Raw genomic sequence first — 14,859 nt, 5'->3', positions numbered from 1 at the left:
TAAAGTCCTTTTCACAAAGATATTGAATCTCACCCAATAATCCTTATCAAAACCGCATAAAAATCCATCATGTTTTGTCGAATCTAAGTTTATTGTTACTTTTGCAAGTACGAATAAAAACCAAAACTGAATTATAAAAGCAATAATAAAAGCAGATGAAAAAAATCAGCATCACATTATTACTCTGCCTTATCTGCCTGACCGGAATGGCACAGGGTCAAAAGGCTCTTGATTTAAAAGACATCACATCCGGACGCTTCCGGCCGGAAAACATCCAGGGGGTCATCCCTACGCCTGACGGTGAACACTACACGCAGATGAACGCCGAAGGCACGCAAATCATCAAATATTCTTTCAAGACAGGCGAAAAGGTAGAAGTTATTTTCGATGTAAACACTGCACGAGAATGTGACTTCAAGAACTTCGACAGTTACCAGTTCTCACCCGACGGACAAAAATTGCTGATTGCTACCAAGACAAATCCGATTTACCGGCATTCATATACAGCTGTACATTATATCTACCCTTTGAAACGAAATGATAAGGGCGTTACGACAAACAACATTATTGAACGGCTGTCTGACGGCGGACCTCAACAGGTCCCCGTCTTTTCACCGGACGGCACGATGATTGCTTTTGTCCGTGACAATAACATCTTCCTTGTCAAGCTGCTCTATGGCAACAGTGAAAGCCAGGTGACCGAAGACGGCAAACAGAACTCTATCATCAACGGTATCCCCGACTGGGTGTACGAAGAAGAATTCAGCTTCAACCGTGCTTTGGAGTTCAGCGCTGACAATACACAGATTGCCTTTATCCGTTTCGATGAATCGGCAGTCCCCTCCTACTCTTTCCCGATATTTGCCGGAGAGGCTCCCCGCATAGATGCTCTCAAGGATTATCCGGGAGAATATACGTATAAGTATCCGAAGGCCGGCTACCCGAACTCAAAAGTAGAAGTACGCACGTATGATATTAAGTCGCGCGTCACCCGCACCATGAAACTTCCGTTGGATGCAGACGGATATATCCCCCGCATCCGCTTTACCAAAGATGCCAACAAACTGGCAATCATGACGTTGAACCGTCATCAGGATCGTTTCGACCTTTACTTTGCCGACCCGCGTTCCACGCTTTGCAAACTGGTATTGCGTGACGAATCTCCTTACTATATTAAAGAGAACACCTTCGATAATATCGAATTCTACCCCGAATACTTCAGCCTGCTCAGTGAACGCGACGGTTACAGCCACCTTTACTGGTATAGCATGGGGGGTAACCTTATAAAAAAGGTGACGAACGGAAAGTTCGAAGTAAAAGACTTCCTGGGATATGACGAGGAAGACGGTTCTTTCTACTACACCAGTAATGAAGAAAGCCCGCTTCGCAAAGCTGTCTACAAGACAGACAAGAAAGGCAAAAAGATAAAACTCTCTCAACAGGCAGGAACGAACACGCCGCTTTTCAGCAAATCAATGAAGTATTATATGAACAAGTTCACCAACCTGAATAATCCGATGGTGGTGACATTGAACGACAATTCGGGCAAAACGCTCAAGACATTGATTACAAATGACAAGCTGAAAGAGACTTTATCAGGATATGCAGTACCGCAGAAAGAGTTCTTCACCTTCCAGACTACGGACGGTGTAACCTTGAACGGATGGATGATGAAACCCGTAGATTTCTCCGCATCGAAGAAATACCCGGTGCTGATGTATCAATACAGCGGCCCGGGCTCCCAACAAGTATTGGACAACTGGGGCATTAGCTGGGAAACCTATATGGCAAGCCGCGGATTCATCGTTGTATGCGTGGATGGTCGCGGAACAGGCGGCCGTGGAGAAGCCTTTGAAAAATGCACCTATCTGAAAATCGGTGTGAAAGAAGCCAAAGACCAAGTGGAAACTGCTCTCTATCTCGGCAAACAACCTTACGTGGACAAAGACCGCATCGGCATTTGGGGATGGAGCTACGGCGGATACATGACTCTAATGAGTATGAGTGAAGGAACTCCCGTATTCAAAGCAGGGGTAGCCGTTGCCGCACCGACCGACTGGCGTTTCTACGACACGGTTTATACGGAACGCTTCATGCGCACTCCGAAAGAAAACGCTGAAGGCTACAAAGCATCATCCGCTTTCACTCGTGCCGACAAACTGCATGGTAACTTGTTGCTCGTACACGGTATGGCAGATGATAATGTACACTTCCAGAACTGTACCGAGTATGCCGAACACCTGGTTCAACTCGGAAAACAATTCGATATGCAAGTATATACCAACCGTAATCATGGAATATACGGTGGCAATACCCGTCAACACTTGTACACACGCTTGACTAACTTCTTCTTGAATAATTTGTAATGGCGGATAGAATACGTAAGCCCGAATGGCTGAAAATCAATATCGGTACCAACGAACGATACACCGAAACCAAACGGATTGTCGACTCCCATTGCCTGCATACCATATGCAGCAGTGGGCGTTGCCCTAATATGGGGGAATGTTGGGGAAAAGGCACTGCTACCTTTATGATTGGCGGTGACATCTGTACCCGCAGTTGCAAATTCTGCAACACGCAGACCGGACGCCCGTACCCACTGGATATCAATGAACCTGCCCATGTAGCGGAATCCATTGCATTGATGAAGCTGGACCATGCTGTTATCACTTCCGTAGACCGGGACGACCTTCCCGATTTGGGAGCGGAACATTGGGCACGTACCATCCGTGAAATCAAACGGCTGAATCCCAAAACTACCATCGAAGTACTGATACCCGATTTTCAGGGCAGGATGGAACTGGTAGACCTCGTGATAGAAGCCTACCCCGACATCATCTCGCATAATATGGAAACCGTCCGCCGTATCAGTCCGCTGGTACGCAGTGCAGCAAATTATGACACAAGTTTACAAGTGATCGGACGAATCTCATCCAAAGGAGTCAAATCCAAAAGCGGTATCATGGTCGGGCTGGGAGAAACTCCCGAAGAAGTAGAAATGTTGATGGATGATTTATTAGCAGTCGGCTGCCAAATTCTTACTATAGGACAATACCTGCAACCCAGTCACCGTCATTATCCCGTAGCGGAATACGTGACTCCACAACAATTCACAAAATACAAGACCATCGGTTTAGAAAAAGGATTTAACATCGTAGAGAGCGCTCCCCTTGTCCGCTCATCCTACCATGCAGAGAAACATATTCGTTAGCAAACAAAACACAGACACTATTTGTTTTATAAGTAGAACCGACAAATAAACATAAAGTAGAGATGGATCATAAAGGAATACTTTCTTCCGCATTCAACATGTCACTGGGATTTATCCCCGTTATTATTTCCATTTTATTGTGTGAACTTATAACGCAAGACACGGCCATTTATATCGGTACAGGTATAGGTATCGTAGGTATATATCTTTCCCACCAACGAAAGGGGATACTAATTCCTAACTTTATCCTATATATTGCGACCGGTATGCTGGCACTATTATCCTTAGCCGCACTTATCCCCGGTGATTATGTTCCGGCTGGCGCACTTCCCCTTACATTGGAAGTCAGTATCCTCATTCCCATGCTGATACTTTACATGCATAAGAAAAGGTTTATCAACCACTTCCTGAAGCAGATAGGTTCCTGTAACAAACGCCTGTACGCGCAAGGAGCGGAAGCCGCCGTCGTATCGGCACGCATCGCTTTAATCTTCGGTGTATTGCATTTTATCATTATCAGTGTCACCATCATTTTTCAAAACCCGTTAGGCAAGACAAGTGTACTTATCCTTTACAAGATACTGCCGCCTGCCGTCTTTGTCATGAGCATCTTGTTCAATCAGATTGCCATCCACTTTTTCAACCACCTGATGTCCCATACGGAATACGTACCCATCGTCAATACTAAAGGGGATGTGATTGGAAAAACACCTGCCATCGAAGCAATCAATTACAAGAATGCCTATATCAATCCGGTGATAAGAATTGCCGTGTCTACACACGGAATGTTATTCCTTTGTGACAGACCGTCAACAGCCATCCTGGACAAGAATAAGGTGGATATTCCAATGGAATGCTATCTTCGCTACGGAGAGTCCCTGACAGCAGGCGCTACCCGTCTGATGAACAACGCACTCCCCCATGTCGAAAATATAAAACCGGAGTTCAACATCGCCTATCACTTCGAAAACGAAGTGACGAACCGCCTTATCTATCTGTTCATTGTCGATCTGGACGACGATTCCGTCCTCTGTACGCCCCGTTTCAAGAACAGCAAACTATGGAGCTTCAAGCAGATAGAGGAAAACTTAGGCAAAAGCTTCTTCAGCAGTTGCTTTGAAGACGAATACGAACATCTGAAAAATGTTATTTGTATAAGAGAAAAATACAAGGAATCTTAGACAACTCGGGCACATGACCTTTCCAGTCTTTCACCGTGCGCGTCTGTATATATTCTCCTTCGCAAGTGATATTGGCGGCAATGCACAGCTTTGTTTGCGGACGGCAATTCTGTAAGATATCTTCCACCATTTTATGGTTGCGGTAAGGTGTCTCGATAAAGAGTTGCGTCTGATTCTCGGCATACACACGCTGTTCCAATGCCTTTAATTTCTTGCCACGTTCTCCCGGTTCAATCGGCAGATAACCGTGGAACGCGAAGCTTTGGCCATTAAAGCCCGAACCCATCACGGAAAGAATAATAGAAGAAGGGCCGACCAACGGAACTACTTTCAGCTTTTTGCGTTGTGCAATAGCCACCACATCCGCGCCCGGATCGGCAACGGCCGGACAACCCGCTTCGGATATGACTCCCATAGAAGCACCATTCACCAAAGGTTTCAGATAACCGGAAATATCTTCAGGCGAAGTATGCTTGTTCAACGGATAGAACGTCAACGCGTCAATATCAATCTCCCTGTCCACCTTCTTCAGAAAACGGCGAGCCGAACGGACATCTTCGACAATAAAATAACGGATACCGGAGATAATCTCCTTATTATAAGAAGGCAATACCTTTTCGATAGGCGTATCACCCAAAGTCACGGGCAACAAATAAAGGGCAGTTTCCACTTTAGAATGAAGAATTAAGACTATACATTAATATTAAAAATCAAATAAGGTTTTGAGCGAAGCTAATGAAAAATCAAGAATTGGGTAATCAATCAGGAAGCCAAATAGTTGGATTCACTCAGCATTTGATGGTAGTCGGTAAATTCCAGAAGGTCTTTCAGCTTCATATCCTTATGCTTTTTCATATACGAAGCGACGATTCTCGCGCCCACCCACGTACCTATCAATGCAGGAGCTTGGCTACCTAACATTTCAACAGCCGGAGCAGGTTTCATATAATAACGAAACACCATCGGGTCGCGTGCGTTCAAATGGTCATTGGAACAGATATAATCCCAAATCGCCTGTTCATTCTCCCTGCACCAGTCATTCTCTTCTTTCGAATACCCCATCGCTTCACCTATATTATTATATCCTAACAAGTTCTGCACCACATAATTGATTTTGCCGGAGTGCATCATCAGGTCGACAAGACAAGTCCCCTCGTGGTAGTTCATACCATAGCGGCTCAGGAGATAAAAAGCGAAACAATCCGGCACAATCCGTTCAGGACGCATCGAGCGGCATTGGTAATCATAATAAAAACGCTTGTAAAGAGGATAATCCTCTCCCATATATTTATCAAGGCTGATACCGAGCAAGGAATCGACCAGGATAATAGACTCATTAAACGCAGATACCTGCGAGTAGATAAACGGCACTTTCGTATCGGGAACTTCCTTCTTCAGTTTCTTGAATCCCTTGGTCAGCCCCTTTTCCACTTCATCCAAATTGGGAAATTTAGCTTCCACATCTCCCATCAAACGAACCAGTGTCGTATCCGAATAGAATTTTTGCAGCCGTTGGGAGATAGTATCATCCTTCACCGTACCGATGGCCAACACATCTTCAATCAGAATCTTTGTCGGCATACGATAATCCATCGTCAACTTCTGCATGGCAGAAAAGCTGTTGGAGCGAACATATTCGCCCAACAGCTTATCGTATCTTAGAACAGAAATCTCCTCTTCCTTCTGCTCCGTACCATTTCCTGTGCTTAACCCACAGGAGGCGAAAAGCATACTTATTACTATTATAAGAAGAGAAATCCGTAGTTTCATACTGTATTAACCGTAAATGATGTTACCATTTTCGTCCATGTACTCATCGAGTCCTTTCTCGTAAGTAGCCATGGCACGAAGACTCATACCTACACTGGAGAATCCGCCGTCATGGAAGAGGTTCTGCATGGTCACCTTGCGGGTGAGGTCGGAGAACATCACGATGCAATAATCGGCACATTCGTCGGCAGTCGCGTTTCCAAGCGGAGACATGCGGTTGGAGAAGTCGAACAGTTTGTCCATCCCCTTCACACCCGAACCGGCTGTTGTAAATGTAGGTGATTGTGAAATAGTGTTCACACGTACGCTGCGTTCGCGTCCGTAGATATAACCGAAGCTACGTGCAATAGATTCCAGCAATGCCTTCGCATCCGCCATATCGTTGTAGCCGTAGAAAGTACGTTGAGCAGCGACATAGCTCAATGCAACGATTGAACCGTAATCGGCGATAGCATTCAGTTTCTTGGCAGACTGAATCATTTTGTGGAATGAAACAGCCGAAATATCCAATGTCTTATCCAACATTCCATAGTCAAGGTCATCGTAAGTACGTTTCTTGCGCACGTTGGGAGACATACCGATAGAGTGGAGCACAAAGTCAATTTGTCCGCCCAGTATATCCATTGAGGTTTTGAATACATTCATCAAGTCCTCTACGCTGGTAGCGTCTGCCGGAATAATCTGGCAATTCAGTTTTTCGGCCAGAGCATCGACTTCACCCATGCGGATAGCCATCGGAGTATTTGATAATGTAATAGTCGCACCTTCTTCTACAGCACGTTCAGCCACTTTCCACGCAATGGACTGGTCATTCAACGCACCGAAGATAATACCTCTTTTTCCTTTCAACAAGTTGTAACTCATATCTTTTAATAGTTAAATTTTGTGCAAAGATAGTATCTTTCCGCATAAAATCATGAGAAGTGTGCAAATAATAGACAGAAATGACAAAAAATACACGTATTCTATCAATTAGTCCACATCCCTTTGGGGGTTCGCCCCTATCTTTGCATTCGATAATTAAGAGGTTTTTTCATAATATTTATTTAAGGTTAGAATTAGGTTAACATGAATTCGTCTTATTCCTCTCCAGCAGGCCGCCTGCGACAGATAGCCTGCGGAAGGACATAAGAATTATGAAAAACACCCTCATTAATATCCGATGGAATACCAATGAAAACAACAGATGTATAACCCTATAGAAAATAAGATTACCAAATGAACACATTGACAAAAAGACTTCTCTGGATGGCCGTATGTTGCCTGCCGTTCGTCGCGGGATGCAAGTCCGGCGAGAAGACAGTTAGCGGAAGCACCATAAACGACGCCATTTATCAGAACTTGCCTTTCGAAATGCCGAGAGTACAACAACCGGCTTTCCCTGCTTACGAGGTGAACATTGTAGATTTCGGAGCCAAGGGGGACGGACTGTTCCTGAATACGAAAGCTATCAACGATGCCATCAAAGACGTGAACCGACATGGCGGTGGCAAAGTGATTATCCCGGAAGGTATCTGGCTGACCGGCCCTATCGAGCTGCTGAGTAATGTAAATCTTTATACGGAACAAAATTCACTGGTACTCTTTACCGGAGATTTCGAAGCATATCCCATCATCGCCACTTCTTTTGAAGGCTTGGAAACCCGTCGTTGCCAGTCGCCTATTTCGGCACGCGACGCGGAGAATATCGCTATCACAGGATACGGCACATTCGACGGAAACGGCGATTGCTGGCGTCCGGTTAAAAAAGGCAAACTGACTGCTTCGCAATGGAAAAAACTGGTCAATTCAGGCGGTGTCCTTGATGAGAAACAAGAAATATGGTATCCCACGGCAGGCTCACTGAAAGGCGCTATGGCTTGTAAGGATTTCAATGTGCCCGAAGGTATCAATACGGATGAAGAATGGAACGAAATCCGTCCGTGGCTGCGCCCTGTATTGTTGAGTTTCATCAAGAGCAAGAAGATATTACTGGAAGGCGTCACTTTCAAAAATTCACCGAGCTGGTGTCTGCATCCGCTGTCCTGCGAGGATTTCACAGTAAACAATATCATGGTAATCAATCCCTGGTATTCTCAAAACGGAGATGCCCTCGATCTGGAATCTTGCAAGAACGCGCTGATTATCAACAGTGTGTTTGATGCGGGAGACGATGCCATCTGCATCAAATCCGGTAAGGACGAAGACGGTCGCCGTCGCGGAGAACCTTGTCAGAATGTGATTGTGAAGAATAATACCGTATTGCACGGACACGGCGGATTCGTTGTAGGTAGCGAGATGTCCGGCGGTGTGAAGAATATATATGTAGAAGATTGTACATTCCTGGGCACTGACGTAGGCTTGCGTTTCAAGAGTACCCGCGGACGTGGCGGTGTGGTGGAAAATATCTACATCAACAACATCAACATGATTAATATTCCGAACGAACCGTTATTGTTCGACCTGTTCTATGGCGGCAAAGGTGCCGGAGAAGAATCGGAAGAAGACTTGCTGAGCCGCATGAAAACAGCCATCCCGCCGGTGACGGAAGAAACTCCGGCATTCCGCAATATCCATATTTCAAATATTGTGTGCAGAGGTTCGGGACGTGCGATGTTCTTCAACGGCCTGCCGGAAATGCCGATTAGCGATATCACAGTCAAGAACGTCGTGATGACGGAAGCTACGGATGGGGTTGTCATCAGCCAGGTGGACGGAGTTACTTTGGAGAACGTTTATGTAGAATCTTCCAAAGGCAACAATATCCTGAACGTCAAGAACGCCAAGAACCTGACCGTAGACGGAAAGACATACGAAGAAATCAATGCGAAAGGCGAGATTTTAAGTCTCAAATAAAGTTCACCACAGAGGACACGGAGAACACAGAGGATTCAAAGGACACAAAGAATTCAGTTCAATAAAATGAAATCCATTTACTGCATTATTCCTCTGTGCCCTCTGTGTCCTCTGTGGTGAAAAAAGAAAACCACAATATCATTATATAGAGTAAAAAGCTCAAATAGCAGACTATTTTATCTTCAAAAGATAGACAGTCTGCTATTTTTTTCAGTTATTTTTGCAGGGAGAAATACGATGTATACTATCAGCCTTTGAATCATTTGAAATCATGAAGAAGAATCTTTTTATACTTGCTTTCCTTTTAGGAAGTTTTAGTTTGCCGACTTGGGCTCAGAAACAGGAGAAGACCCTTACGGTAGAAGTGCATAATAACTGGAACCAGGCAAAAACAGACGCTCCGGTTGTCATCAACCTGCATGACCTGCATGCGGGTTTCAAAATCAAATCCGCAGTTGTCATGGAAGGAGCGAATGAAGTTCCGTCCCAACTGGATGACCTGAACAGGGACAGGAAGATGGATGAACTTGCTTTTGTAACCGACCTTCCCGCTCATGGAAGAAAGACATTCCAGATTACTCTTTCTTCGGAAAAGAGCACAAAGACTTATCCCGAACGGGTGTATGCCGACATGTTTATCGTAGACCAACGCAAAGGGAAACATCAACGGGTACAGGCAATCACTGTTCCCGGAACCAGTAATATATACAGCATGGTACGTCCTCACGGCCCGGTTCTGGAATCGGAACTGGTAGGCTACCGTCTCTACTTCAATGAGAAACAGACACCGGACATTTACGGCAAATTCAACAAAGGGCTGGAAATCAAGGAATCCCAGTTTTATCCTACCGATGCACAGTTAGCCAAAGGATTCGGCGATGACGTGCTTCGTGTGTTCGACAGTTGCGGCCCGGGCGCCTTGAAAGGTTGGGACGGACAGAAAGCCACCCATATCACTCCGGTAGATACCCGTACCGAACGTATCATCTCTTACGGCCCGATACGTGTGATTGCGGAAATTGAAGTAACCGGATGGAAATATCAGGGTACGGAACTGGATATGATGACACGTTACACGCTTTATGCGGGACATCGCGACCTTCATATCGAAGCATTCTTTGACGAACCGCTTGATAAAGAAGTTTTCTGCACAGGGGTGCAGGACATCACAGGCACTTCCAAATCTTTCTCCGACCATAAAGGACTGGTAGGAAGTTGGGGAACGGACTGGCCTGTAAACGACACTGTGAAGTACGCCAAAGAAACCGTAGGCTTGGGAACTTGTATTCCTCAACGTTACGTGAAATCAGAGGAGAAAGATAAAGCCAACTTCCTTTATACGATTACCGCTCCGGGAAACAAATATTTCCAATATCATACCACTTTCACTTCCATGAAAGAAACCTTCGGATACAAGACTCCGGAAGCTTGGTTCGCCTATCTCCGCGAATGGAAAGAGGAACTGGCTCATCCTGTGACAGTAAAGGTGAAGGACAGCCACGCCGCCAAGTAAAGAGAACCACATACTAAAAGAACCACATCCCACTAAATAAGGTAGAATACAAATACAACTAAACAAAAATTACGAGGTTTCTACCAATTTTTATACGACTCTGCACAATTATTACTCCCTGTGCAGAGTCTTTTTTTCTACCTTTGCCAACGTAAGACAAGCCAACGAATCATTTATATAAAACTATTAATCTACCTATATCATGAAACGATTGACACAGACGTTAGTTCTCTGCCTGCTGACTGCCTTCCCGGCATTGGCGCAGAAAAACTATGTATCCGAAGTATGGGTTTCCGACCTCGGAAACGGCAAATACAAAAATCCGGTACTCTACGCCGACTACTCCGACCCTGACGCTTGCCGCGTAGGTGATGATTTCTATATGACTTCATCCAGTTTCAACTGTCTGCCGGGACTGCAAATACTACATTCCAAAGATTTGGTAAACTGGACGATTATCGGTGCGGCAGTGCCCGACGCCCTCACTCCTATCGAAACTCCGGAACGTCCGGAACACGGTAACCGTGTATGGGCTCCCGCCATCCGCCATCACGACGGTGAATTCTATATCTTTTGGGGTGACCCCGACCAGGGAGCTTTTATGGTGAAAGCCAAAGACCCGAAAGGCCCGTGGAGTGCCCCCGTTTTGGTTAAACCCGGCAAAGGAATCATCGACACCTGCCCGTTTTGGGATGAAGACGGAAAAGTATATATGGTACACGCGTACGCAGGAAGCCGTGCCGGACTGAAAAGCGTAATCACCATCTGCGAACTGAACGCAGAAGCTACCCAAGCCATCACCCCTTCACGTATCATCTTTGACGGTCACGAAGCCCACCAAACTTGCGAAGGCCCTAAAATGTACAAGAGAAACGACTATTACTATATCTTCCATCCGGCAGGCGGCGTACCGACAGGCTGGCAGGTCGTACTGCGTTCCAAGAACATCTACGGCCCTTACGAATGGAAAACCGTACTCGCACAAGGTAATTCTCCCGTCAACGGCCCTCATCAGGGTGCCTGGGTAGATACTCCTACCGGCGAAGACTGGTTTCTCCACTTTCAGGATGTAGGCGCCTACGGACGTATCATGCACCTGCAACCGATGAAATGGGTGAACGACTGGCCTGTTATCGGTGTGGATAAAGACGGTGACGGCTGCGGCGAACCTGTACTGACTTACAAGAAACCGAACGTAGGTAAAACATATCCTGTCTGCACGCCGCAGGAAAGTGATGAATTCGACAGCTACACGTTGTCCCCGCAGTGGCAATGGCACGCCAATATCAATGAAAAATGGGCGTATTATGCAGGAGACAAGAGTTATGTCAGACTGTATTCTTATCCGGTCGTAGAAGATTATAAGAACCTGTGGGATGTAGCCAACCTCTTATTACAGAAAACTCCTTCCGATAATTTCACCGCAACGATGAAACTGACCTTCAGCCCCAATCAGAAGAATAAGGGAGAGCGAACCGGACTTATCGTTATGGGCAGGGATTATGCCGGACTGATTTTAGAAAATACCGAGAAAGGTCTTGTCCTGTCGCAAGTAGAATGTAAAAGGGCGGATAAAGGAAAACCGGAAGAAGTGAAAGCTACCGTTGACCTTTCCCAAAATACGGTTTATCTGAAAGTACGTTTCAGTTGTGACGGAAAGAAAATCAAGGCCAGCGAAGGCGGACACGACCTCATTGTAATATGCAATTTCAGTTATAGCCTCGACGGAAAGAAATTCGAATCACTCGGTGTTCCTTTCCAGGCAAGAGAAGGACAATGGATTGGCGCCAAAGTCGGTATGTTCTGCACGCGTCCGGCTATGAAAACGAATGACGGCGGTTGGGCAGACGTGGATTGGTTCCGTATTACGAAGAAGTAAAAATATCAAAACTTCCATATGATAATTAGGCACGGATTACACGGAATAACACGGTTTAGTTAATTGAGACCGTATTATTCCGTGTAATCTGTGCCTAAACAATTTTACTAACATTGCAAAATCCTGTTGCATTGATTTATAATGCTTACTCAGTCTTTTCAATTCCCTCTTGAAAAAAGAGGTAGCTATAATATTACAGTTCATTAAGCAAATCCTCTGCTGATATTCCCTTCGCCTTTCCTTCACGTATCAGTTTGGCTTCCTGACACGCTTGCTCCAAATCACTTAGTATTTCAGTTTTCGTCTTGGTCTTATATTCCACAGTATCTTCTTTTGCAATATCTGAAACAGTTGATGATTCGCCATGAAGAACCATCTTTACCTTATCCAATAGCTGACGACTGTTCGACATCAATATCTCCCGGGCTAATTCTGCTTTATAAGCTTCCAGTTCCATTGAATTGTCCATTATAATCTCCTTTCTTCTTTCATTTTAGTAGATACAAAGATAACGAAAGTAACCGGATATCAGTTTATCAATCCGTTTTTTATTCCTACCTTTGCCAGTAGAAAGAGAGAAACTACAGGATTAACAATAAAACAAAGAGCTCAATGAAGAAACTAGCAATATTCGATTTGGACGGTACATTACTAAATACTATCGCCGACTTGGCACACAGTACCAATTATGCTTTAAATAAATTAGGATACCCCACACACGATGTGGAAAAGTATAACTTCATGGTAGGAAATGGTATCAACAAACTCTTTGAACGTGCATTGCCCGAAGGAGAAAAGACAGAAGAGAATGTACTCCGAGTTAGAAAAGAGTTCGTTCCTTACTATGATATCCACAATGCAGATGACAGCCGCCCTTATCCGGGTATCTCAGAACTTTTATCCTATTTACAATCCGCAGGTATCCAACTTGCCGTAGCTTCCAACAAGTATCAAGCGGCTACCGAGAAACTGGTTGCCCATTATTTCCCCGAAATCCGTTTCACTGCTGTTTTCGGCCAACGGGAAGGGGTGAACGTAAAGCCTGACCCGACAGTAGTTTTTGACATTCTGAAATTGGCCAATGTAGAAAAAGAGGATGTACTCTATGTCGGTGATTCGGGAGTCGATATGCAAACGGCAGCCAATGCAGGCGTGATAGCTTGTGGGGTAACATGGGGCTTCCGTCCACGGGCAGAATTGGAAGAGTTTAGTCCGGCATATATAGTGGATACAGCCGAAGAGATAAAAGGATTGATTCTTTAATACAAATAGCTTTACAAGAATAGTTATGATTCGGCAAGCAGAACTTCAATAGTCTCAATAAGTTCTCTTGCCGGGGCTTTTATCGTACTGATTTCATACTAATTTAATTCCCTCTTGTTCGACATTTTTATAAAATGGTGTAATACAACTTGCAGCCCATTCTTTCATGGTATACATAATCGGATTAATCCGCGCTCCCAAATCCCATCCCAACATAGTTAAAGGGAAGCTTACTTTATCATAATCTTCAGGCTCCAGTTTTTCTTTATCAAGAATAATCAAAATATCCCAATCAGAATCAATCCGTGCATCCCCACGAGCTTGAGAACCAAACAACAAAGCCTTTCCTCCTTTTGGCAAATGCTCCGTTAATGCCTGCTTAATAGATTCTAATACTTTATTTGCATGACTTTTCATATTCGTTTCTTCTTTACTCTTCTACAAATATACGATAAATATCAATTCGGCCAATATGACTTACGAAGAAATCGCTCTTGCAAATAACTCATACTTAGTTATTATCTATGATGAAACTGAATAAAGTGATATTTCCTTTCGACTTGTCGCTTATCAGGGTATTCATCTATTTTAGTATTGTATTGGTTATCATCAATATACTTTAATGTATCAATATCTTCATTCTGCTGTGCGATTATCAACGACAGCACGAATATTATAAAAATTAGTACTATGTAGCCTAACGCCAATAAATAAGCAAGCATCTTGTACCAATAAAGAAACATTTTAAAATCACTAATTATGCCCATATTCTCAATTTTTTAATAATTTATTGGTTTCCCGCAGCACTAATAAAAAAGGCGCGGAAACTATTACGATATTATCCTCTCAAAGGCTCTGGTAAGCCCGCACTTGAATAATAAGCAATAGCTCCGCGCCCATTGAGATATATAACAAAATTATATATGACATGGACGCGAAGACAAGTTACTTATTATCCGCAAGTGCAAAAATTTACCAGATTTATGAGAGCAGATAATAAAACACCGTCTTCAATATAAAAAAATAAATGCGTCTTCCTTCGAAGCCACACCACAAATATAAGTATATTTTTTCATTATAGATATTACTTTCTTCTATTATTTAATTATGCAGATTACTTTTATTTTTCAACTCCATTCTAGAATAAAAAAACAAAATCATTTCTCATATTCTCATAGGAAAGCATATTCATCTGATTACTAAC

The 14,859-nt window shown here is 44.1% G+C and carries 11 protein-coding genes and 1 pseudogene; 7 read left to right on the top strand and 5 right to left on the bottom strand.

Features of this window, described 5'->3' with window-relative positions:
• Positions 1–155 precede the first annotated feature (155 nt).
• The 3 genes from BQ7997_RS19520 (at position 156) to BQ7997_RS19510 (ending at position 4,395) form a co-directional block, all read left to right on the top strand.
• A complete protein-coding gene (locus tag BQ7997_RS19520; RefSeq protein ID WP_073347727.1) occupies positions 156–2,366 on the top strand; it encodes a S9 family peptidase in 2,211 nt (736 codons plus the stop codon).
• Positions 2,366–3,214 carry a lipoyl synthase gene (gene lipA, locus BQ7997_RS19515; RefSeq protein WP_073347726.1) on the top strand — a complete coding sequence of 283 codons (849 nt, stop codon included), beginning with the start codon at positions 2,366–2,368 and terminating at the stop codon, positions 3,212–3,214. The genes BQ7997_RS19520 and lipA overlap by 1 nt, the downstream gene beginning before the upstream one ends.
• Positions 3,215–3,276: 62 nt before the next feature.
• Positions 3,277–4,395, top strand: coding sequence for a hypothetical protein (locus BQ7997_RS19510; RefSeq protein ID WP_073347725.1), 1,119 nt, complete (start codon positions 3,277–3,279; stop codon positions 4,393–4,395).
• On the opposite strand, the gene BQ7997_RS19505 is transcribed toward BQ7997_RS19510, so the two are convergent.
• The 3 genes from BQ7997_RS19505 to BQ7997_RS19495 form a co-directional block, all read right to left on the bottom strand.
• A complete protein-coding gene (locus BQ7997_RS19505) occupies positions 4,361–5,065 on the bottom strand; it encodes an SAM-dependent methyltransferase (protein ID WP_044655648.1) in 705 nt (234 codons plus the stop codon). The genes BQ7997_RS19510 and BQ7997_RS19505 overlap by 35 nt on opposite strands.
• Before the next feature lie 92 nt (positions 5,066–5,157).
• Complete coding sequence (locus tag BQ7997_RS19500; protein WP_073347724.1) at positions 5,158–6,165, bottom strand: gliding motility protein GldB-related protein; 1,008 nt, start codon at positions 6,163–6,165, stop codon at positions 5,158–5,160.
• 6 nt (positions 6,166–6,171) lie between these two features.
• A complete protein-coding gene (locus BQ7997_RS19495; RefSeq protein ID WP_022138206.1) occupies positions 6,172–7,029 on the bottom strand; it encodes an enoyl-ACP reductase FabI in 858 nt (285 codons plus the stop codon).
• 354 nt (positions 7,030–7,383) lie between these two features.
• Between BQ7997_RS19495 and BQ7997_RS19490 the strand changes: the two are divergent.
• From BQ7997_RS19490 to BQ7997_RS19480, 3 genes and pseudogenes are all read left to right on the top strand, one after another.
• Positions 7,384–9,065 (top strand): annotated as a pseudogene (locus BQ7997_RS19490) (glycoside hydrolase family 28 protein).
• A 206-nt stretch (positions 9,066–9,271) separates the two neighbouring features.
• Positions 9,272–10,513, top strand: a complete 1,242-nt coding sequence (locus tag BQ7997_RS19485; protein ID WP_073347722.1) for a DUF4861 domain-containing protein — start codon at positions 9,272–9,274, stop codon at positions 10,511–10,513.
• Between the two features lie 202 nt (positions 10,514–10,715).
• On the top strand, positions 10,716–12,392 hold the full coding sequence (locus tag BQ7997_RS19480; protein WP_073347721.1) for a glycoside hydrolase family 43 protein: 1,677 nt from the start codon (positions 10,716–10,718) through the stop codon (positions 12,390–12,392).
• Positions 12,393–12,585: 193 nt separating this feature from the next.
• Here the strand turns inward: BQ7997_RS19480 and BQ7997_RS19470 are convergent, their stop codons facing one another.
• Positions 12,586–12,861 (bottom strand): hypothetical protein, encoded by a 276-nt coding sequence (locus BQ7997_RS19470; RefSeq protein ID WP_073347720.1) that lies wholly within the window; start codon positions 12,859–12,861, stop codon positions 12,586–12,588.
• Positions 12,862–13,004: 143 nt separating this feature from the next.
• Here BQ7997_RS19470 and BQ7997_RS19465 point away from each other — a divergent pair, with 143 nt between their 5' ends.
• Positions 13,005–13,655 carry an HAD family hydrolase gene (locus tag BQ7997_RS19465; RefSeq protein ID WP_073347719.1) on the top strand — a complete coding sequence of 217 codons (651 nt, stop codon included), beginning with the start codon at positions 13,005–13,007 and terminating at the stop codon, positions 13,653–13,655.
• A 93-nt stretch (positions 13,656–13,748) separates the two neighbouring features.
• Here the strand turns inward: BQ7997_RS19465 and BQ7997_RS19460 are convergent, their stop codons facing one another.
• Complete coding sequence (locus BQ7997_RS19460; RefSeq protein ID WP_073347718.1) at positions 13,749–14,072, bottom strand: nucleotidyltransferase domain-containing protein; 324 nt, start codon at positions 14,070–14,072, stop codon at positions 13,749–13,751.
• Positions 14,073–14,859 lie beyond the last annotated feature (787 nt).

Origin of the sequence: Bacteroides congonensis, from assembly GCF_900130125.1 — a bacterium.
Lineage (GTDB): Bacteria > Bacteroidota > Bacteroidia > Bacteroidales > Bacteroidaceae > Bacteroides > Bacteroides congonensis.
The sequence above is the reverse complement of the archived record's forward strand: the minus strand, read 5'-3'. Positions and strand labels throughout refer to the sequence as shown.

Bases quoted from the DNA above. Each gene is read 5' to 3' on its own strand.
- BQ7997_RS19520 (WP_073347727.1), top strand. From the start codon at position 156: ATGAAAAAAATCAGCATCACATTATTACTCTGCCTTATCTGCCTGACC.
- lipA (WP_073347726.1), top strand. From the start codon at position 2,366: ATGGCGGATAGAATACGTAAGCCCGAATGGCTGAAAATCAATATCGGT.
- BQ7997_RS19510 (WP_073347725.1), top strand. From the start codon at position 3,277: ATGGATCATAAAGGAATACTTTCTTCCGCATTCAACATGTCACTGGGA.
- BQ7997_RS19500 (WP_073347724.1), bottom strand. From the start codon at position 6,165: ATGAAACTACGGATTTCTCTTCTTATAATAGTAATAAGTATGCTTTTC.
- BQ7997_RS19495 (WP_022138206.1), bottom strand. From the start codon at position 7,029: ATGAGTTACAACTTGTTGAAAGGAAAAAGAGGTATTATCTTCGGTGCG.
- BQ7997_RS19485 (WP_073347722.1), top strand. From the start codon at position 9,272: ATGAAGAAGAATCTTTTTATACTTGCTTTCCTTTTAGGAAGTTTTAGT.
- BQ7997_RS19480 (WP_073347721.1), top strand. From the start codon at position 10,716: ATGAAACGATTGACACAGACGTTAGTTCTCTGCCTGCTGACTGCCTTC.
- BQ7997_RS19470 (WP_073347720.1), bottom strand. From the start codon at position 12,861: ATGGACAATTCAATGGAACTGGAAGCTTATAAAGCAGAATTAGCCCGG.
- BQ7997_RS19465 (WP_073347719.1), top strand. From the start codon at position 13,005: ATGAAGAAACTAGCAATATTCGATTTGGACGGTACATTACTAAATACT.
- BQ7997_RS19460 (WP_073347718.1), bottom strand. From the start codon at position 14,072: ATGAAAAGTCATGCAAATAAAGTATTAGAATCTATTAAGCAGGCATTA.